Below are 18,656 nucleotides of genomic sequence, written 5' to 3'. Positions count from 1 at the left end.
AGCAAATGCCGCACTTGGGCTGGAGTTATAGGCAGACTAAATAGCGAGGCAAGCATGGGCAAAGAGCACAAGGCCAGTATTGACGGGGATCAATGGGCGCAGTGTGTGCGGGAACGCGGATGGCTGTGGGATGTCGCGTCGAACGTTGCAGGACATACGCCTGTAACGTTGATCCTGGCCCACGGCGCCGGTGCACCGATGGACTCATCCTTCATGGGCGACATGGCTGCACGCCTTGCCGGGCACGGTGTGAACGTGTTGCGCTTCGAGTTCCCCTACATGGCCCAGCGCCGTGTGGACGGCGGTAAACGCCCACCGAACCCGGCGCCGAAACTGCTGGACGCCTGGCGGGAGGTGTATGCCGAGGTGCGACGTCATGTCGCTGGGAAGCTGGCGGTGGGCGGCAAGTCCATGGGCGGGCGCATGGCCAGTCTGTTGGCGGATGAATTGGGCGCTGATGGGCTGGTGTGCCTGGGTTATCCGTTCTATGCGGTGGGCAAGCCGGAGAAACCTCGGGTCGAGCATCTGGCGGGGTTGAAGACGCCGACATTGATCGTGCAGGGCGAGCGCGATGCCCTGGGGAATCGGGCGGCGGTGGAAGGCTATGTGTTGTCGCCGAACATCGAGGTGATGTGGCTGGTGGCGGGGGATCATGACTTGAAGCCGTTGAAGGCTTCGGGGTTCAGTCATGAGCAGCATCTGGCCGCTGCGGCGCTGAAAGTGGCTGGGTTTCTCGGCGGCTGCTAGGGCCTCTTCGCAAGCAAGCCCGCTCCCACATTTAACCGTGTACATCCCTTGGAATGCAGTCGAATGTGGGAGCGGGCTTGCTCGCGAAAGCGATTTACCGGTTGAACCGCTCCACCAGCGAATACTGGGTATTGGCGGTATGCGTCAGCTCTTCACTCAACTGCGCCGAATTCAACGCCTGCTCCGACGTCTGATCCGCCAACAGCGCGATCGTGCTGATATTGCGGCTGATCTCTTCCGCCACCGAGCTTTGCTCCTCGGTTGCCGCCGCAATCTGGGTGGTCATATCGGTGATATGCGCCACCGCCTCACTGATACCCACCAACGCCTGATCCGCTTCCATTACCCGCGCCACGCCTTCTTCGGCCTGGCGATGCCCGGCGTCCATGGTCTGGACGGCGGCGGCGGCAGTCTGCTGCAGCTTGGCGATCAAGGTATGGATCTGCCCGGTGGACTCGGCCGTACGCTGGGCCAGTTGGCGCACCTCGTCGGCGACCACCGCAAAACCACGGCCCATCTCACCGGCACGTGCCGCTTCGATGGCGGCGTTGAGCGCCAGCAGGTTGGTCTGGTCGGCGATGCCTTTGATCACGTCGACCACGCCGCCGATTTCATCGCTGTCCTTGGCCAGTTGGGTGACGGTCACGCCGGTCTCGCCAACGGCCACCGACAGGCGCTGAATCGCCTCGCGGGTTTCCCCGGCGATGTCGCGGCCACGACCGGTCAGGCGATTGGCCTCCTGGGTCGCATCGGCGGTGCGCTGCACGTGGCTGGCGACTTCCTGGGTGGTTGCCGCCATCTGGTTGACCGCGGTGGCCACCTGTTCGGTCTCCACGCGCTGGCGTTCCAGGCCGCTGGAGCTGTTGTGCGCCAGAGTGTTGGACTGCGCTGCCTGGTCGTTGAGGTGCTCGGCAGTGTCCTGCAAGCGTGTCAGGCACGTCTTCAGACGGGCTTCCTGGCTGAGGATCGACATCTCCAATCGCGCCTGTGCGCCACGGCTGTCGGTGTACATCTGCGCGATCAACGGGTCGGAGGTGGTCTGCTCGGCCAGGCGTAGCAAACGCTTGAGGCCGCGCTGCTGCCAGCTCAGGCCCAGCAGGCCGAGCGGCACCGACAAGCCCGCCGCCAGGGCGAAGCCCCAGTGGGAGTTGAGCGACGCACCGATCATGAAGCTCAGTTGGCTGACCAGGATAAACGGCACCCAGTCCTGCAATACCGGCAGCCACTTGTCCCGCTGGGGAACGGCCGACTTGCCCTGGTTGATGCGTTGATAGAGCGCTTCGGCCCGGCGGATCTGCTCGGCGGTGGGCTTGATGCGCACCGATTCGTAGCCGACCACCTGGTTGCCGTCGAAGACTGGCGTCACGTAGGCGTTAACCCAGTAGTGATCCCCGGTCTTGCAGCGGTTCTTGACAATGCCCATCCATGGCAAGCCTTGTTTGAGCGTGGACCACATATGCGCGAACACAGCCGCCGGTACATCCGGGTGACGCACCAGGTTGTGCGGTGCGCGCAGCAGTTCGTCACGGGTGAACCCACTGATTTCGACAAATGCGTCGTTGCAGTAGGTGATCACACCCTTGGCGTCTGTGGTGGAGATCAACCGTTGCTGAGCGGGGAAAGTACGTTCGCGCTGGGTAACGGGTTGGTTATTACGCATGATTGTTCAATCCGCAAGGCTTTCAATGGGTATCGGCACGGGCAGGGGTTTATTTAACTTATTTTTGCAACAATCAACCGGCCAGCATCGGGTACGTAAACAAACCGAAGTGAAGCAGGTTCAAGCCAAAGTGCGTCGCTACCGCTGCGCCCAACCCGCCAAAGCGATACGCCAGGCCATAACCGGCCCCGGCAATGCTGGCCAGCAGCACCCACTGCCAGCCCGCGCCCAGGTGCACCAGGCCGAACAACAGCGAGGCCAGCAGCAGTGCGAGGTTGTCGCCGTAGGGCAGCTGTTTGAAGCGCTGGCTCAAGCCGCCCTGGATGTAGCCACGGAACAGCGCTTCTTCGACCAGCGTGACCAGCAGCAGGTTGTTCAACACCCACAGCCACGCCTGCTCCGGCCATTTTGGCGCCCAGCTGATCATGCCCAGCAACGCCGCGCCACCCAGCGCGGCAACAGCCGTGAGGGTCAGGGCCAGTGCTGCGACGCAGATCGACAGGCGCAACGAACGACGCGCCACGATCCACGGGCAGGCCAGCAGCAGCCAGAAGCCGATCAGCGGTTTGTCCTGGTTCAGGTACATCGAGAAGGGCACTGCATCCGGGGTCAACCGCTGCGGGTCAATGCCGCGGCCGTTGTAGAAACCCGGCAACCAGTGCAGCGCCAGGCTCAAGGCCAGCACGATAAACAAGCCGTGGCCCAGGTAGCGTGCCCATGGCGTGCGTTGCTGGCGTACCGCGTAGCCGGCCAGCAACAACAGGGCCACCGACACCCCGGCCAGCACGCCCAATTGCCCGTAGATCAGGGCCAGGCCATAGCCAATGGAAAGAAGTGCCAGGTACAGCCAGGGCAATGTGAGCATGGGGAATCCTTGGAAAAATCTGGGCGGCATTATAGCGGCCGTCCTACAGGTGCCAGATGAAAACTCCTCCACGCCCCGGCCTTCCCCGACAACCTGTAGTGAACGGGCTTGCCCGCGCTGGGTGGCGCAGCCGCCCTAAACCCAGGCACCTCGGTGTATCAGTAAGACGCAGGCGGTTGGATTTGGGGCGGCTGCGCCCCCCAGCGCGGGGCAAGCCCGCTCACTACAGGTTTGGGCGGCGTAGGACTAGCCATAGCGCTCCGGCAATCAGTACTGCGCCATACACATGGGCCATCGACAACGGCTCGCCCAACAACAGCGCGCCCCACAACACCCCAAATGGCGGGATCAGAAAGGTCGTGGTCATCGACTTCACCGGCCCGATGGCCGTCAGCAAGCGGAAGTACAGGACGTAGGCCAGCGCCGTACACACCAGCCCCAACCCCAGCAACGACCCCCACACCGGCCAGCCACCCCAGCTCGCGGGCGGATGGTTGATGGCGCTGTAGGCGAACAGCGGCAGCAGAAACAGGGTGGCGCCGAGCATACTGCCCAAGGCCGACAAGCGACTGTCCAGCCCGCCGCGTTGATCCAGCCAGCGCCGTGCGAGGAACCCGGCAAAGCCATAACAGGTGGTGGCCACCAGGCAGGCCAGCGCGCCCATCAACAGTTCCAGGTCAAACGCCACCGGCCCCGCGCGGGTCAGTACGCCGACGCCCAGCAGGCCCAGGCTGACCCCGGCGAGTTTCGACGGCGTCAGGCGTTCACTGAAAAACAACCCGCCGATCAACACGCCCATCAACGGCGTGGTGGCGTTGAAGATTGCCGAGTAACCCGCTGGCAGCACCTGGGCCGCCACCGAATACATGGTCGCCGGGATGCCCGAGTTGATGACCCCCAGCAGCAGGACGGTCTTGAACTTGCCCTGGAAATCCCACTTCACGCGCATTACCGCGAGCATCGCCAGCAAGCCGGCGGCGGCAATCGACACGCGGAAAAACGCGGTCGGCACTGCCCCGAGTTCCGGTGCGATGATGCGCATAAACAGGAAACTCGCGCCCCAAATGGCAGCGAGCCCCAGCAGGTATACGGTGTCGACAGGTCTCACAGAACACTCCTACATCAATCAGGCGGCGAGTGTTGCACGAGCCCTGCGCGGATCACAGGACAAACCGTGTGACCAACCCATTGAGGTCCACCGCCAGGCGCGACAGTTCCTGGCTGGCGGCCGAGGTCTGGGTCGCTCCGGCGGCGGTCTGGGTGGACAGGTCGCGAATGTTCACCAGGCTGCGGTCGACTTCGCGGGCCACCAGTGCCTGCTGTTCGGCGGCGCTGGCGATCACCAGGTTGCGCTGGCTGATCTGCGAAATGGCTGCGGTGATCTTTTCCAGGGCGCTGCCGGCGCTGTTGGCCCGCTGCAAGGTCTGGCCGGCGTGCTCCGCGCTGCTGTTCAGCGCGCCGACGGTGTCCTGGGTGCCTTGCTGGATACCGTTGATCATCTGCTCGATTTCTTCGGTGGAGTCCTGGGTGCGTTGCGCCAGCGAGCGCACCTCGTCGGCGACCACTGCAAAACCACGGCCGGCCTCGCCCGCGCGGGCGGCTTCAATCGCTGCGTTGAGGGCCAGCAGGTTGGTTTGCCCGGCGATGCCACGGATCACTTCCAGCACCTTGCTGATGTCCTGGGCCTGCACCGCCAGGCCTTCGGCCTTGTTCGAGGCGCCGAGCACTTCGTCCACCAGGTTCTGGATCGAACTGATGGTTTCGCTGATCTGGTAGTGGCCGTGCTTGCTGTCTTCGTCGGACGCCTTCGACGCCTCGGCGCTGGACACCGCATTGCCCGCCACTTCGTCCACCGCCGCGCTCATCTGGGTGACGGCGGTGGCGGCCTGTTCGATTTCATCGTTCTGCGCTTGCAGGCCACGGGTGCTCTGTTCCATCACCGAGCTCATCTCTTCCGCGGCGGAGGCCAGTTGTTGCGCCGATTCGCTGATGCCTCGGATGGTGGCCTGCAACTCGGCCTGCATGCCGGCCAGGGCGCCGAGCAATTGCGCCGGTTCGTCCTTGCCTTGCACAGTGATCGGCTGGCTCAAGTCTCCGGCGGCGATGGTGCGCGCCACCGTCAGTGCCTGGCTGATGGGGGCGGTGATGCTGCGTGTCAGCAGCCAGGCCAGCGCCAAGGTCGCGATCAACGCAAACACGATGATCAGGCCGACCACCCACAGCGCGCTCGAGTACGTGCGCGCGGCCGCATCCACCGCCGACTCGACGCCGCTCTGGTTAAAGGTAATCAGGCTTTCCAGGCTTTTGCCGAGGACCACGCCCTGGGGCGCCAGGCGCGTGTTGAGCAGGTCGATGGCGTCTTGTTGCTGGTCGCCGTCCACCAGCGTGATGATCTGCCCGACCAGGTTGAGGTAGCTGTTCACATTGACCTTGAGCTGCTTGAGCAACTCGCGCTCTTGATCGTTGCTGAGCAAGGTCTCGTGATGTTCCAGCAAGGTTTGCAGTTCGCTGCGCTGGCGGGTGATCAGGCTTTTGCTGTTGTCGCGAATCCGCGACTCATCAGTGGTCGCCAGGCGCAAGGTTTCCAGGCGGATGCTGGCGACGTAGGCGGCGCTGTCGTGGATATTCTCGATGCTCGGCATCCACGATTGCTCGATGATCAGCGCGCTTTCGCGCAGCTTGGCCATCTGCCCCAGGCCAAACAGGCCGACAATCACCAGCAGGCTGGCCAGAACCCCAAAACTCAGACTGGCACGCACGCCGATCCGCATATTCCTCAATGACATCTCAATGCTCCTTAGGCGATTAGAACCTGTCCCCGGGTCGGTCTTTTGACCTTGTTAGGGTGGGGAGGGGCGCGCTGTATATCAAAGTGCCACTAATGAGGTAATCAGGGTTTCCCTTACGTTGCATCGATGCGGTTACACATCACTGCGCTTGAGTGACATGCGCTGTTTTTCACGGCCAACCCGCCAAGCTACGGCGTTTCAGGCGTGCGGAAAAATCCACTGCGACGTTTTGGTGCATTTATTGACCGGCTGGTCGACTTATGAAAATTGAAAGTAAATGTACGAAGTGCACCAAGTTGTACAACCGTGCGCGAAAAAACCTCCTTCTCCTGCCTTCCTACACTGGCTAAGCTCAGGGCTTCCAGATTCCCGTAGAGGTTTCCCGCATGTCGCAACCGACGCCCGCCCTTGCCATCGCCCGCATGATCCTCGATGGCTTTGACGATTACCGCGAGCACTTCCGCCAGATCACCGATGGCGCCCGCGAGCGTTTCGAAAAGGCCCAGTGGCAGCTGGGGCAGGCGGCGTCGGCGGCGCGGATCAACCTGTATGAAGAAAAGGTCAGTGAAGTGACCACGCGCCTGCGCGCCAGCTTCAGCGAAGACGAGCTGTTGGACGTAGGCCTGTGGCCGTTGGTGAAAAACGCTTACATCGGCCTGATCGACCTGCGTTTCGACGATGAGCTGTCCGAGACCTGGTACAACTCGATTTTCTGCGGCCTGTTCAGCCACGACTTGATCAGCGACGGCTGCATGTTCATCCACACCACCCGGCCCAGCCTGCGCCGGGCGCGTGCGGCGCAAACCCGCAACTACCTGCCGGCGGGCAACATCGCCGGGATGCTTGGACAGATCTTTGCCGACTACCGCTTCAGCGAGCCTTACGCCGACCTGCCCGCCGACCTGCGCCGCCTCGAAGCGCAATTGCGCGAGAACCTGCCGGACTGGGTGTGCAAGGACCCGGACCTCAAGGTCGAGCTGTTTTCCTCGGTGCTCTACCGCAATAAAGGCGCGTACCTCGTAGGACGCATCTATACCCGCGACGAACAATGGCCGTTGGTGATCCCGCTGCTGCACCGTGAAGGGCAGGGCATCCAGATCGACGCGTTGATCACCGACGAAGCCGACGTGTCGATCATCTTTTCGTTTACCCGTTCCTACTTCATGGTCGATGTGCCGGTGCCGGCGGAATTCATCGGCTTTCTGCGGCGCATCCTGCCGGGCAAGCATATCGCCGAGCTGTACACCTCCATCGGCTTCTACAAACACGGCAAGTCGGAGTTCTACCGCGCGCTGATCAACCACCTGGCGACCACCGACGACCAGTTCATCATGGCCCCCGGCGTGCGCGGCATGGTCATGAGCGTGTTCACGCTGCCGGGCTTCAACACCGTGTTCAAGATCATCAAGGACCGCTTTTCGCCGTCGAAAAACGTCAACCGCGCCACCGTGATCGAGAAGTACCGGCTGGTCAAAAGCGTCGACCGCGTCGGGCGCATGGCCGACACCCAGGAATTCGCCGACTTTCGCTTCCCCCTGAGCAAATTCGAGCCCGAGTGCCTGGCCGAATTGCTCGAAGTCGCCGCCGGCACCGTCGAAGTCGAAGGTGACACGGTGCTGATCCGCCACTGCTGGACCGAACGGCGCATGACCCCGCTCAATCTCTACCTCGACCACGCCAACCCCGCCCAAGTGCGCGAGGCCCTGGAAGACTATGGCCTGGCCATCAAGCAATTGGCGGCGGCGAATATTTTTCCGGGTGACATGTTGCTCAAGAATTTCGGCGTCACCCGCCACGGCCGCGTGGTGTTCTATGACTACGACGAAATCTGCTTTCTGACCGAGGCCAACTTCCGCCACATCCCCGCGCCGCGCACCCCCGAGGATGAAATGGCCTCCGAGCCCTGGTACTCCATTGGCCCGCTGGATGTGTTTCCCGAAGAATTCCCGCCGTTTCTGTTTGCCGATGCGGGCCAGCGCAAGTTGTTCAATGAATTGCACGGCGAGTTGTACAACGCCGATTATTGGAAGGGGCTGCAAGAGGCGATTCGCGCCGGTAAGGTTATTGATGTTTTCCCTTACCGACGCACCGGTCGAACGGCCGACTAAAGCCCGTCATACGCCAGGCAATGCGAAGGTGTCGATCAGGCCGGGCCTGATCGACAAGGCATTAGACGCCTTCCGCTTTTCTGTTTTCCTTGCGCACATCTTTCAGCCAAGGCTGGCCGTTGCCTAGCGCCAACAGTGAGTCCGAGTGGTTGGACGCGCGGTTTTTGTCGGTCTGGTTGGTGCCGTTTGTCTGAACATCTCTAGCTTGTTTGTAGAGATTTTTCATCTCGTTCCCCAGCTCTTTGTCTGTTTTCTTGACCTCCTGGCGGTGTTTGTACTGGGTCACTGGGTTCCTGCTGGATGGAGGGTTCTGTTCCTGGTTGATGCGTTTTTCCGTCAGGTTCAGGGCCTTGTTATAGCTTTCTTTAGGGATTGCAGACGTCGGAAACTGTTCAGGAAGCGTCGACAGGACGCTGTGCTGATGGGTGAGTGCCTGGACATTGGTTTTTTGGGTGGCACTCAATGATGAACTGGGTGTTTGGTTGAGCAGTGGTTGCGATGAGCTGGCGCTTGAATAGGTACTGGATGAGCGCTCGCGGGGTTCCGGGTTATGCCAGGAACTGTGCGATGTCGAGGTCTCAGGCGCGATGGACTGATATTTGTTGGCGTAATTGTGGTTGTTACCACTATTGCTGTAGGCATAGCTATTGGAGTCAATGGGCATAACGATTTCATGTCCTGTACGTGGTGAGAGGGCGCGTGTACGTGGCCAGTCAGCGGGAGAATCCACTCAGTGCGTTCATCCCGCGCATGGCTTGCGCGCTGGGTTGACTGCTGATTCGGCTCGCTGTCAGGTTGGTGGTTGGCGTAGATGAGGCCTGGCGGTTCGCAGGCTGCTCACTGGCGTTTTTTGTATAGCTGGGCGGGAATTCATAGGCTGGCGGTGGCAGCGAGTCAGCCGATCGAGGCTGCGCACGCATCGCGTCTGCATAAGAAGGTAGATGGGGGGTGGCAGTGGATGAGTCGATTGGCATAGGAGCTCCGTTCTGAGTCGGCGTTAATGAACAGCCAGTCAGGACTGGCCAGCTCATTGGAGCGCTTGCGTCACCCGTCACAAATCGGATTTTCGCTAGAAACGTGTGGGGGAGAGTGTTGATCCGCTGTAGTTAATTTCGCCACGGCATGAGCGAAAGTCCCGTTGCTTTTGACGGGCCGTCTTCAGAACCGTCGAAATCTGCGACAATCGCCAACTCGTCTTATCCGTCCACCGCTGTGCAGGTCATGCCTGCCCCATCCCGAAGACCTTTACCACCCAGATGACTGACCAAGCGCCCACTATCGACCAACTGCTCAAAACCCTCGACCACGCCATGCTTGCCGACCGCCACCGTTTGCGTCGGCAGTTGCTTGAGCTGCGCAAAAAGCCCGACGAGGACAAGTTGGCGCAGTGGGTCGTGCGCATGCAGGCGTCCTGTGCCCAGGTCACGGCGCGGCGCGCCAGCCTGCCGGTGATTCGTTATGACGACAGCCTGCCGATTGCGGCCAAGCGCGATGAAATCAAAGAAGCGCTGAACCAGCATCAGGTGCTGATCATTGCCGGCGAAACCGGCTCGGGCAAGACCACCCAGTTGCCGAAGATCTGCCTGGAAATCGGTCGTGGCCAGTTCGGTCTCATTGGTCACACCCAGCCCCGCCGGATCGCCGCACGCAGCGTGGCCAGCCGGGTCGCCGAAGAGTTGGCCACGCCATTGGGCGCGCTGGTCGGTTATCAGGTGCGCTTTGAAGACCAGAGCGATTCCAACACCCTGATCAAGCTGATGACAGACGGCATCCTGCTGGCAGAAACCCAGAACGACCGCTACCTCGAGCGCTACGACACGATCATCGTCGACGAAGCCCACGAACGCAGCCTTAACATCGACTTCCTGCTGGGCTACCTGAAAACCCTGCTGCCGCGCCGCCCGGACCTGAAGGTCATCATCACCTCGGCGACCATTGACCTGGAGCGTTTCTCCAAGCACTTCGACGATGCCCCGATCGTCGAAGTCTCGGGTCGCACTTTCCCGGTGGACACCTGGTATCGCCCGCTGACCCTGGAGCAGGACGAGGAGGGCAACCGCGTCGAGGATGACCTCACCGTTGACCAGGCGATCCTGGCCACCCTGGATGAAATCGCCGCCTACGAGCGCAGCGAACGGCGCAGCCCGGGTGATGTGCTGGTGTTCCTGCCGGGTGAGCGCGAGATCCGCGATGCCGCCGAAATGCTGCGCAAGGCCCAGCTCAAGCACACCGAAATCCTGCCGCTGTATGCGCGCCTGTCACCGGCCGAGCAGCAGCGGATTTTCCAGTCCCATCCAGGCCGTCGTGTGGTGCTGGCAACCAACGTCGCGGAAACCTCGCTGACCGTACCGGGCATCCGTTATGTGATCGACAGCGGCACCGCGCGCATCAGCCGCTACAGCTACCGTGCCAAGGTGCAACGTCTGCCGATCGAAGCGATTTCCCAGGCCAGCGCCAACCAGCGTAAAGGTCGTTGCGGCCGGGTCGAGCCGGGCATCTGCATCCGCTTGTACAGTGAAGAGGATTTTATCGGGCGTCCGGAATTTACCGACCCGGAAATCCTGCGTACCAACCTCGCCGCCGTGATCCTGCAGATGCTGCACCTGCGCCTCGGCGAAATCACCGACTTCCCGTTTATCGAGCCGCCGGACGGCAAGGCCATCAGCGACGGTTTCAACCTGCTGCAAGAGCTCTCGGCGGTGGACCGCAACAGCCAGCTCACGCCGTTGGGCCGCCAACTGGCGCGCCTGCCGGTGGACCCGCGCATGGGCCGCATGCTGCTGGAAGCGGCCAAGCTCGGCAGTTTGCAGGAAGTGCTGATCGTCGCCAGCGCCATGTCGATCCAGGACCCGCGCGAGCGCCCGCCGGAGCGTCAACAGGCCGCCGACCAGGCCCACGCCCAGTGGAAAGATGCGGATTCGGACTTCGCCGGGTTGGTCAATCTGTGGCGCGGTTTTGAAGAGCAGCGCCAGGCACTCACCGCCAGCCCTTTGCGTAACTGGTGCCGCAAGAACTTCCTCAACTACCTGCGCCTGCGCGAATGGCGCGATTCCCACCGCCAGCTCAGCCTGATCTGTCGCGACATGCAGCTGACGATCAATAAAGAGCCGGCGGATTTCCCCAAACTGCACAAGGCGGTGCTGTCCGGCCTGCTCAGCCAGATCGGCCAGAAAACCGAAGACGGCGATTACCTCGGTGCGCGCCAGCGGCGCTTCTGGATTCACCCGTCATCGGGCATCGGCAAGAAGCGCCCGCAATGGCTGATGACCGCCGAATTGGTGGAAACCACCAAGCTGTATGCGCGCATGGTTGCCAAGATCGATGCCGACTGGATCGAGCCGCTGGCCGGGCACCTGATCAAGAAGAACCACTTCGAACCGCATTGGGAGAAAAAGCGCGGCCAGGTGGTGGCGTTCGAGCAGATCACCCTGTTCGGGCTGATCGTGGTCGGGCGCCGGCCGGTGCATTACGGGCCGATTGACCCGGTGGTGTCCCGTGAGTTGTTTATCCGCGAAGGCTTGGTGCGTGGCGAGATCCAGTCGCGGGCCAAGTGCCTGACCGCCAACCAGCAACTGCTGGAACAGCTCGATGAGCTGGAAGCCAAGGCGCGCCGTCGTGACATCCTCGCCGACGAGGAAACGCTGTATGCCTTCTACGATGCGCGCTTGCCGGCAGAGATCCACCAGACTGCGACGTTTGACAGCTGGTACAAGATCCACAGCCAGAAAGACCCGCAGCTGTTGATCATGCGCGAAGAAGACGTGCTGGCCCGCGAGGCCAGTGAGGTCACCGCCGCGCATTACCCGGACACCCTGCACCTGGGCGACCTGGCCCTGGCCTTGAGTTACCACTTCGAACCCAACCACCCCCGCGACGGCGTAACCCTGCGCGTGCCCGCGCCGCTGTTGCCGGCGTTGCCGCCGGAACGCCTGGAATGGCTGGTGCCGGGGCTGATCGAGGCCAAATGCATCGCCCTGGTGCGCAACCTGCCAAAGGCGCTGCGCAAGAACTTCGTGCCGGTGCCGGACTTCGTCAAGGCGGCGCTGCAACGCATCGAATTCGGCCAGGGCTCGCTGCCCCAGGCGCTCGGCCGTGAGTTGCTGCGCATGACCGGTGCCCGCGTCAGCGATGAAGCCTGGGCCGAGGCGGCGCAGCAGGTGGACAACCATCTGAAGATGAACCTGGAAGTGGTCGATGGCCAAGGCAAGTTCCTCGGCGAAGGCCGCGACCTGGCCGAGCTGACCGCACGCTTCGCCGAAGCCAGCCAGGCCGCGCTGGCGGTGCCGCAAACTGCGAAAAGCCAACAGCCGGTAGAGGCCAAGGTGTTCGCGGCGGTGGCGCAGAAGACCCAGCAAAAGATCGCCGGCCTGTCGATGACGGTTTATCCGGCGCTGGTGGAAGAAAACGGTACGGTCAAGGAAGGGCGTTTTTCCACGGCCGCCGAAGCTGAATTCCAACATCGCCGCGCCTTGCAGCGTTTGCTGATGCAGCAACTGGCGGAACCGGCCAAATTCCTGCGCGGCAAATTGCCCGGCCTGACTGAGTTGGGGTTGATGTACCGCGAACTGGGGCGTATCGATGCACTGGTGGAAGACATCCTGCTGGCCAGCCTCGACACCTGCGTGCTCGAAGGCGAAACCAGCCTGCCGCGTGACGGCGCGGGTTTGGCCGCCTTGGCCGAGCGCAAGCGCGGCAGTTGGACCGAGCATGCCGAACGCCTGGCACGCTTGACCCTGGAGGTTCTGAAGCTCTGGCACGCACTGCAAAAACGTTTCAAAGGCAAGATCGACCTGGCTCAGGCCGTGGCCCTGAATGACATCAAGCAGCAACTGGGCAACCTGGTGTATCCCGGTTTTGTACGGGAAACCCCGGCGCAGTGGTTCAAGGAACTGCCACGCTATCTCAAGGCCATCGAGCTGCGCCTGGAGAAACTGCCGAGCCAGGTACAGAAGGATCGGGTCTGGAGTGGCGAGTTGGCCGGTTTGTGGGCGCAGTACGAGAATCGCCTGAAAAAACACGCCCAGGAAGGCAAGCGCGATCCTCAACTGGAGCTCTACCGCTGGTGGTTGGAAGAGTACCGGGTGTCGTTGTTTGGCCAGCAGTTGGGCACCAAGGTGCCGATTTCCGACAAGCGCCTGAGCAAGCAATGGAGCCAGGTAGAGCCCTGAAAGCCAACACAACCCCCCCTGTGGGAGCATTCCAAGGGAAAACGGTGTTTGTGCGCAGATAGCGCCAAACTCCGAGGGTTGTGGCAAACTTCGCGCCTATAAATGCCGGGATCGTCGTTACAGGCTGGCGGTTGCAGCCACGGCGCGATGGAATAAAGCGATGCCAGTTTGATGTCCGCTGGGCGGATTCGGACTACTTACAGTTTGGTACGAAGGTACCAACATTCCCTGCCTGACAGATTTAGAGGAACGACCGTGCATAACGTCGTCATCAGCGGCACTGGCCTGTACACCCCGGCCAACAGCATCTCCAACGAAGAGCTGGTGCAGTCTTTCAATACCTACGTCCAGCACTTCAACACCGACAACGCCGCCGCCATCGAGCGCGGTGAAGTTCAGGCGCTGACCGAGTCCAGTGCAGCCTTCATCGAAAAAGCCTCGGGCATCAAGAGCCGTTTCGTGATGGACAAGGAAGGCATTCTCGACCCGCAGCGCATGACCCCGCGCCTGCCCGAGCGCAGTAACGACGAATGGTCGGTGCTCTGCCAGATGGCCATCGGCGCCGCCGAACAAGCCCTGCAGCGTGCCGGCAAGACTGCCGCTGACATCGACGGCGTGATCGTCGCCTGTTCCAACCTGCAACGCGCCTATCCGGCCATTGCCATTGAAGTCCAGGAAGCCCTGGGTATCGAAGGTTTCGGCTTTGACATGAACGTGGCGTGCTCCTCGGCCACGTTCGGCATCCAGAACGCTGCCAACAGCATCCAACTGGGCCAGGCCCGGGCGATCCTGATGGTCAACCCGGAAGTCTGCACCGGTCACTTGAATTTCCGTGACCGCGACAGCCACTTCATCTTTGGTGATGCGGCCACCGCCGTCGTCCTCGAACGTGCCGACCTGGCGACCTCCGAGCACCAGTTCGACGTGGTCAGCACCAAGCTGCTGACCAAGTTCTCCAATAACATCCGCAACAACTTCGGCTTCCTCAACCGCGCGGCGGAAGAGGGCATCGGCGCGCCCGACAAACTGTTCGTGCAGGAAGGCCGCAAGGTCTTCCGTGATGTGTGCCCGATGGTGGCCGAGCTGATTGGTGTGCACCTGGCGGAAAACCAGTTGAACGTCGCCGATGTGAAGCGTTTCTGGCTGCATCAGGCCAACCTGAGCATGAACCACCTGATCGTGAAGAAACTGCTGGGCCGCGAAGCCACGGTGGAAGAAGCGCCGGTGATCCTCGACACCTACGCCAATACCAGTTCGGCGGGTTCGGTGATTGCGTTCCATACTTACCAGGACGATTTGCCCAAGGGCTCCGTGGCGGTGCTCAGCTCGTTTGGCGCAGGCTACTCGATCGGCAGCGTGATCCTGCGTAAACGCTGATCGGTGGGGTGTGCGCGGTCAATGGGTGGGAGCTGGCTTCCACAGTGATCGCATGTTCAAAGTGAAATTGAGGTAGCCCATGGCAGCAGCCGACGACGCGGATCTGCTTGAACGCCTGCTCAAGGGTGAGCAGCGGGCCTACAAGGAATTGGTCAGCACCTACCAGAGCGCCATGCGCGCGGTGGCCTATGCGATCGTCGGCCAGCGCCATGCCGATGAAATCGTGCAGGACGCCTGGCTGTCGGTGGTCCGCAACCTGTCCAGGTTCGAAGGGCGCTCCAGCCTCAAGACCTGGCTGTTGACCATCACCGCCAACGCCGCCAAGGGACGCTACAAGCAGAACCGCCGTGAAGTGCTACTCGACGACCTGCCGTCACCCCATGGCACCATCGGCGATGACCGCTTCACCCCGGACGATGGCCACTGGGCCGTCGCCCCCTATGCCTGGCACCAGGACACCCCGGAAGCCTTGCTCACCGAAGGCGAACTGCGCGACTGCCTGGAGCACACCTTGTCGAGCCTGTCGGAGTTGCAGAGCAGCGTGCTGGTACTGCGTGAGCGCCAGGGCCTGGAGTTGGAAGAGATCTGTAATCTTCTGACGCTCTCACTCTCCAATGTCCGTGTGCTGCTGCATCGGGCACGGCTTAAAGTCTTCGCCACGGTGGAGCATTTTGAGGAAACGGGCGAATGCTGACCTGTAAAGAACAAGTGGCGCGGTCCAGTGACTATCTTGATGGGCAATTGACCTTTCGCGAGCGCCTGCTGGTGCGTCATCACTTGATGTTCTGCCCGAACTGCCGACGGTTTATCCGCCAGATGCGTTTGATGCAGGCTACGCTGAAGCTGCTGCCGCAAGAGCCGGTAGGGGATGTGGATGCCTTGGCGCAGCAATTGGCTGCCGAACGGCTCAAGGATCAGAAAGGCGGGGAGTAGGCAGGCTCGCGTGGCGGGAGCGGACGGATGATGGGGACCGATCCGACCACGAGAGACTGTTGCAGCCACCTTGGGCCGTCCTGGCCCAAGGCTCGTAACACTGACTCTTAGAACTTGGCTTCTGCGTCCAGCTGCAGGGTGTTGGTGTTGGCGTCACGCTGGGTTCGGCTGGCGTAGTCGGCCTTGGTCAGGAAGTACGTGGCACCGAGTGCGAAGTTCTTGTCGATGTCATAGCTGACCTTCATTTTGTGACCGCGCGAACCCGTGGTGCCGTTGGCGAAGTCCGAGTCGGTGAAGGCACCCACTACAGCGTTACGTTGAGTGTCGCGATAGTTGTAGTCCAGGTTGAAACCGAACACCTTGGACTTGGCGCCGATCAGCCAGGCGGTGTCCTGGTCGGTCACGGCGTCGTTGTTTTTCACGTACTGGCCGTAGAACGCCAGAGGCACTGCCAGGCCGCCGATGTCGGCTTGGGCGAAACCTTCATACAGACGGAACTGGTTGTCGGCCGAGTTACCGTTGACCGCCAGCGCGCAAGGCGTGGTGGTGGTTGTGCACCGGCTGTCCTTGTCATTCTGGTAGGCGTAGACGCTGCCGCCCAGGGTCATTTTCAGGTTGTCGGTGACCGAGAAGCGCGTCCCCAGCTGGCCGGAGGTCAGGCGCAGGTCGTGGCGGAATTGCACGCCGTCGCCGTCGACGTTGTCCTTGAGGTTGTAGTTGCCGAGGCTGCCGAACAGCTCGGCGCTGCTGCCCAGTGGGTATTTGTAGGTGACTGCCAGGCCTTCTGGGTTGATGTCGCTATCCCAGATCACGTCGCCCATGTTGACCCACGGTTGCAGCATCTTGCCGCCGATCACGTGCAGGTTCTTGATCTGGTCCGGGTGGTAGTCGATGTAGCCGAGGTCCAGCCAGATCGACTTCTTGTCGAAGTAGTTGTCCTGATCCTGGTTGGTGGAGCGCGCGTCGTCGCTGCTACCTGTGGCAATGCGGATACCGGTGTCGACTTGCGAGTTGATCTCGGTGTAGGCGCCGAGGCGGGCACGGATGCGCTGGCGATCCTTGTCACGGCCGCCGTTGTTGGATTCACCCTGGATTTTCACGGTTTCCTGACGGAAACGTACGTCACCCTTGAACTGAGTCTTGGCCGCCCAGGCCAGCTTCTGGTCGAAGCTGCTCAGTTCGTTGGTTTTTTTCGCGGTGGCCGCGATCTGTTCGTTGGTCTCTTGTTGAGCTTGCCGTGCGATCTGCTGTTCTTTCTGATCCCGTGCCAGCTCAGCTTGCAGTTCGCTGTATTGGGCGTTGGTGATCTGGCCGTTGGCCTTGAGCATGTCGAGCAATTTAGCGTCGACTGCAGCGCTGGCCGGTACGCTCAGGGCCAGCAACAGGCCACCGCACAGGATCGCCGCAGTTTTAGTGGAAGCAAGACGCATATCAATCTCCGAAAGTGAGGAGGGATGGCAAACCATCCAGGACACAACCGACCAATGACGGACGGAAAAAATGCCGCCTGGTAGCACCAGGCGCTCTAAAAACAGGCGTCAGTATCGCGATCGTTTATGACGGCGCAGTGGCGAAGTGATGTCATCTAGATGACAAATTATTCATGCTGGGAACTATTGGTTTAGAGCCTTGTCCGGCGATTCGAGGGTGTGCGAAAGCCGCCGATAAGCGATACTCGCGAGGCTTTCACACCCCCAAGAAATGAGGATGCCGATGCCGCTGCAACGTCTGATCAGCCTGTCCGAAATCGCCCCACAGACCTGGGATGCACTCGTGGCGGACGCCCAGCCGTTTGTGCGGCACGCGTTCCTGAGTGCGCTGGAGGACAGTGGCAGTGTCGGCCCGCATTCGGGGTGGCAACCGGAGCATCTGCTGCACTGGGAAGGCGAGCGGCTGGTGGCGGCGCTGCCCTGTTATCGCAAGTGGCACTCCTATGGCGAGTACGTGTTTGACCATGGCTGGGCGGACGCCTGTGAACGGGCCGGTATCGAGTACTATCCCAAGTTGCTGACGGCCGTGCCGTTCAGCCCGGTCAGCGGGCCACGTTTGCTGGCGGCGAGTGCCGAGGACGGTTTCGAGCTGCTCAAGAGCCTGCCGGGCTACCTGGAAATCGAAGGGCTCTCCAGCGCCCATGTCAACTTCACCGACGATCTGGCCGATGCGGCGTTGGCGCAGCAACCGGGCTGGCTGCAGCGCCTGGGCTGTCAATTCCACTGGCAGAACCGTGGCTACCGCGACTTCCAGGACTTCCTCGACGCCCTCAGCTCGCGCAAGCGTAAACAGATGCGCAAGGAGCGTGAGCAAGTGGCCGGGCAGGGCATCGACTTCGAATGGCTGCAAGGCCATGAGCTGAGCGAGGCGCAGTGGGATTTTGTCTACGCCTGCTACGCCAACACCTACGCGGTGCGCCGCCAATCACCGTACCTGACCCGCGAGTTTTTCAGCCTGCTTGCCGAACGCATGCCCGCAGCGATTCGCGTGGTGCTGGCCAAACAAGGCACACGGCCGGTGGCCATGGCGTTCAGCCTGATCGGTGGCGACAGTTTCTACGGTCGTTACTGGGGCTGCCTGGCGGAATTCGACCGCCTGCATTTCGAAACCTGTTTCTACCAGGGCATGGACTACGCCATCGCCCACGGCGTGCAACGTTTCGATGCTGGCGCGCAGGGCGAGCACAAGTTGATTCGCGGGTTTGAGCCGGTGATCACGCGGTCGTGGCATTACTTGCGGCACGCGGGGTTGAAGACGGCCGTAGAGGATTTCCTGGAGCGTGAACGGGTAGGGATCGTGGCCTATGCCGAAGAGGCGCGAACCGCATTGCCATACCGCCAGCCCTAACCTCGTAGTGAGCGGGCTTGCCCGCGCTGGGGGGCGCAGCCGCCCCAAACGGTACGCTGCGGTGTATCAGCAAGACTGCGGTGTCTGGATTTGGGGCGGCTTCGCCCCCCAGCGCGGGGCAAGCCCGCTCACTACAGCCGTGCGGGAAAGCCCTGCCTATTGCCGGCAGGG

Annotated in this window: 13 protein-coding genes; 7 read left to right on the top strand and 6 right to left on the bottom strand. The window is 61.6% G+C overall.

All coding sequences use genetic code 11. The features are described 5' to 3' along the window. The first annotated feature begins 54 nt into the window (after positions 1-54). Positions 55-747 (top strand): alpha/beta family hydrolase, encoded by a 693-nt coding sequence (locus AC3ISR_RS20410; protein WP_192297112.1) that lies wholly within the window; start codon positions 55-57, stop codon positions 745-747. 94 nt (positions 748-841) lie between these two features. Here the strand turns inward: AC3ISR_RS20410 and AC3ISR_RS20405 are convergent, their stop codons facing one another. The 4 genes from AC3ISR_RS20405 to AC3ISR_RS20390 all read right to left on the bottom strand — a co-directional run bounded on the left by AC3ISR_RS20405 (position 842) and on the right by AC3ISR_RS20390 (position 6,058). Beyond that, on the bottom strand, positions 842-2,407 hold the full coding sequence (locus AC3ISR_RS20405; protein ID WP_192297111.1) for a methyl-accepting chemotaxis protein: 1,566 nt from the start codon (positions 2,405-2,407) through the stop codon (positions 842-844). Between the two features lie 73 nt (positions 2,408-2,480). Beyond that, on the bottom strand, positions 2,481-3,272 hold the full coding sequence (locus AC3ISR_RS20400; protein WP_305391333.1) for a CPBP family intramembrane glutamic endopeptidase: 792 nt from the start codon (positions 3,270-3,272) through the stop codon (positions 2,481-2,483). A 223-nt stretch (positions 3,273-3,495) separates the two neighbouring features. After that, positions 3,496-4,380, bottom strand: coding sequence for a DMT family transporter (locus tag AC3ISR_RS20395; protein WP_226454935.1), 885 nt, complete (start codon positions 4,378-4,380; stop codon positions 3,496-3,498). A 52-nt stretch (positions 4,381-4,432) separates the two neighbouring features. Further along, positions 4,433-6,058, bottom strand: coding sequence for a methyl-accepting chemotaxis protein (locus AC3ISR_RS20390; RefSeq protein ID WP_463984062.1), 1,626 nt, complete (start codon positions 6,056-6,058; stop codon positions 4,433-4,435). Positions 6,059-6,447: 389 nt separating this feature from the next. Between AC3ISR_RS20390 and aceK the strand changes: the two genes are divergently transcribed. Beyond that, positions 6,448-8,169, top strand: a complete 1,722-nt coding sequence (aceK, locus tag AC3ISR_RS20385; RefSeq protein WP_192297107.1) for a bifunctional isocitrate dehydrogenase kinase/phosphatase — start codon at positions 6,448-6,450, stop codon at positions 8,167-8,169. A 61-nt stretch (positions 8,170-8,230) separates the two neighbouring features. On the opposite strand, the gene AC3ISR_RS20380 is transcribed toward aceK, so the two are convergent. Then, a complete protein-coding gene (locus tag AC3ISR_RS20380) occupies positions 8,231-8,833 on the bottom strand; it encodes a hypothetical protein (RefSeq protein ID WP_463984063.1) in 603 nt (200 codons plus the stop codon). A gap of 592 nt (positions 8,834-9,425) precedes the next feature. On the opposite strand from AC3ISR_RS20380, the gene hrpA reads away from it, so the two are divergent. The 4 genes from hrpA to AC3ISR_RS20360 all read left to right on the top strand — a co-directional run bounded on the left by hrpA (position 9,426) and on the right by AC3ISR_RS20360 (position 15,647). Next, positions 9,426-13,337, top strand: coding sequence for an ATP-dependent RNA helicase HrpA (gene hrpA / locus AC3ISR_RS20375; protein WP_305391330.1), 3,912 nt, complete (start codon positions 9,426-9,428; stop codon positions 13,335-13,337). 255 nt (positions 13,338-13,592) lie between these two features. Next, positions 13,593-14,714: a beta-ketoacyl-ACP synthase III gene (locus AC3ISR_RS20370; protein WP_192297104.1), complete on the top strand. Its 1,122-nt coding sequence runs from the start codon at positions 13,593-13,595 to the stop codon at positions 14,712-14,714. A 79-nt stretch (positions 14,715-14,793) separates the two neighbouring features. After that, positions 14,794-15,408, top strand: a complete 615-nt coding sequence (locus AC3ISR_RS20365; protein WP_192297103.1) for an RNA polymerase sigma factor — start codon at positions 14,794-14,796, stop codon at positions 15,406-15,408. Further along, positions 15,402-15,647, top strand: a complete 246-nt coding sequence (locus AC3ISR_RS20360) for an anti-sigma factor family protein (RefSeq protein WP_192297102.1) — start codon at positions 15,402-15,404, stop codon at positions 15,645-15,647. The genes AC3ISR_RS20365 and AC3ISR_RS20360 overlap by 7 nt, the downstream gene beginning before the upstream one ends. A 107-nt stretch (positions 15,648-15,754) precedes the next feature. Here the strand turns inward: AC3ISR_RS20360 and AC3ISR_RS20355 are convergent, their stop codons facing one another. Further along, positions 15,755-17,077 carry a putative porin gene (locus AC3ISR_RS20355; RefSeq protein ID WP_192297101.1) on the bottom strand — a complete coding sequence of 441 codons (1,323 nt, stop codon included), beginning with the start codon at positions 17,075-17,077 and terminating at the stop codon, positions 15,755-15,757. 283 nt (positions 17,078-17,360) lie between these two features. Between AC3ISR_RS20355 and AC3ISR_RS20350 the strand changes: the two genes are divergently transcribed. Beyond that, on the top strand, positions 17,361-18,485 hold the full coding sequence (locus AC3ISR_RS20350) for a GNAT family N-acetyltransferase (protein WP_192297100.1): 1,125 nt from the start codon (positions 17,361-17,363) through the stop codon (positions 18,483-18,485). Positions 18,486-18,656: the final 171 nt, after the last annotated feature.

The organism is Pseudomonas sp. GL_117 (genome assembly GCF_057835125.1).
This window is presented reverse-complemented; position numbering and strand designations above follow the sequence as displayed.

Bases quoted from the DNA above. Each gene is read 5' to 3' on its own strand.
- AC3ISR_RS20360 (WP_192297102.1), top strand. From the start codon at position 15,402: ATGCTGACCTGTAAAGAACAAGTGGCGCGGTCCAGTGACTATCTTGAT.
- AC3ISR_RS20380 (WP_463984063.1), bottom strand. From the start codon at position 8,833: ATGCCCATTGACTCCAATAGCTATGCCTACAGCAATAGTGGTAACAAC.
- AC3ISR_RS20355 (WP_192297101.1), bottom strand. From the start codon at position 17,077: ATGCGTCTTGCTTCCACTAAAACTGCGGCGATCCTGTGCGGTGGCCTG.
- hrpA (WP_305391330.1), top strand. From the start codon at position 9,426: ATGACTGACCAAGCGCCCACTATCGACCAACTGCTCAAAACCCTCGAC.
- AC3ISR_RS20410 (WP_192297112.1), top strand. From the start codon at position 55: ATGGGCAAAGAGCACAAGGCCAGTATTGACGGGGATCAATGGGCGCAG.
- AC3ISR_RS20405 (WP_192297111.1), bottom strand. From the start codon at position 2,407: ATGCGTAATAACCAACCCGTTACCCAGCGCGAACGTACTTTCCCCGCT.
- AC3ISR_RS20350 (WP_192297100.1), top strand. From the start codon at position 17,361: ATGCCGCTGCAACGTCTGATCAGCCTGTCCGAAATCGCCCCACAGACC.
- aceK (WP_192297107.1), top strand. From the start codon at position 6,448: ATGTCGCAACCGACGCCCGCCCTTGCCATCGCCCGCATGATCCTCGAT.
- AC3ISR_RS20390 (WP_463984062.1), bottom strand. From the start codon at position 6,058: ATGTCATTGAGGAATATGCGGATCGGCGTGCGTGCCAGTCTGAGTTTT.
- AC3ISR_RS20400 (WP_305391333.1), bottom strand. From the start codon at position 3,272: ATGCTCACATTGCCCTGGCTGTACCTGGCACTTCTTTCCATTGGCTAT.
- AC3ISR_RS20365 (WP_192297103.1), top strand. From the start codon at position 14,794: ATGGCAGCAGCCGACGACGCGGATCTGCTTGAACGCCTGCTCAAGGGT.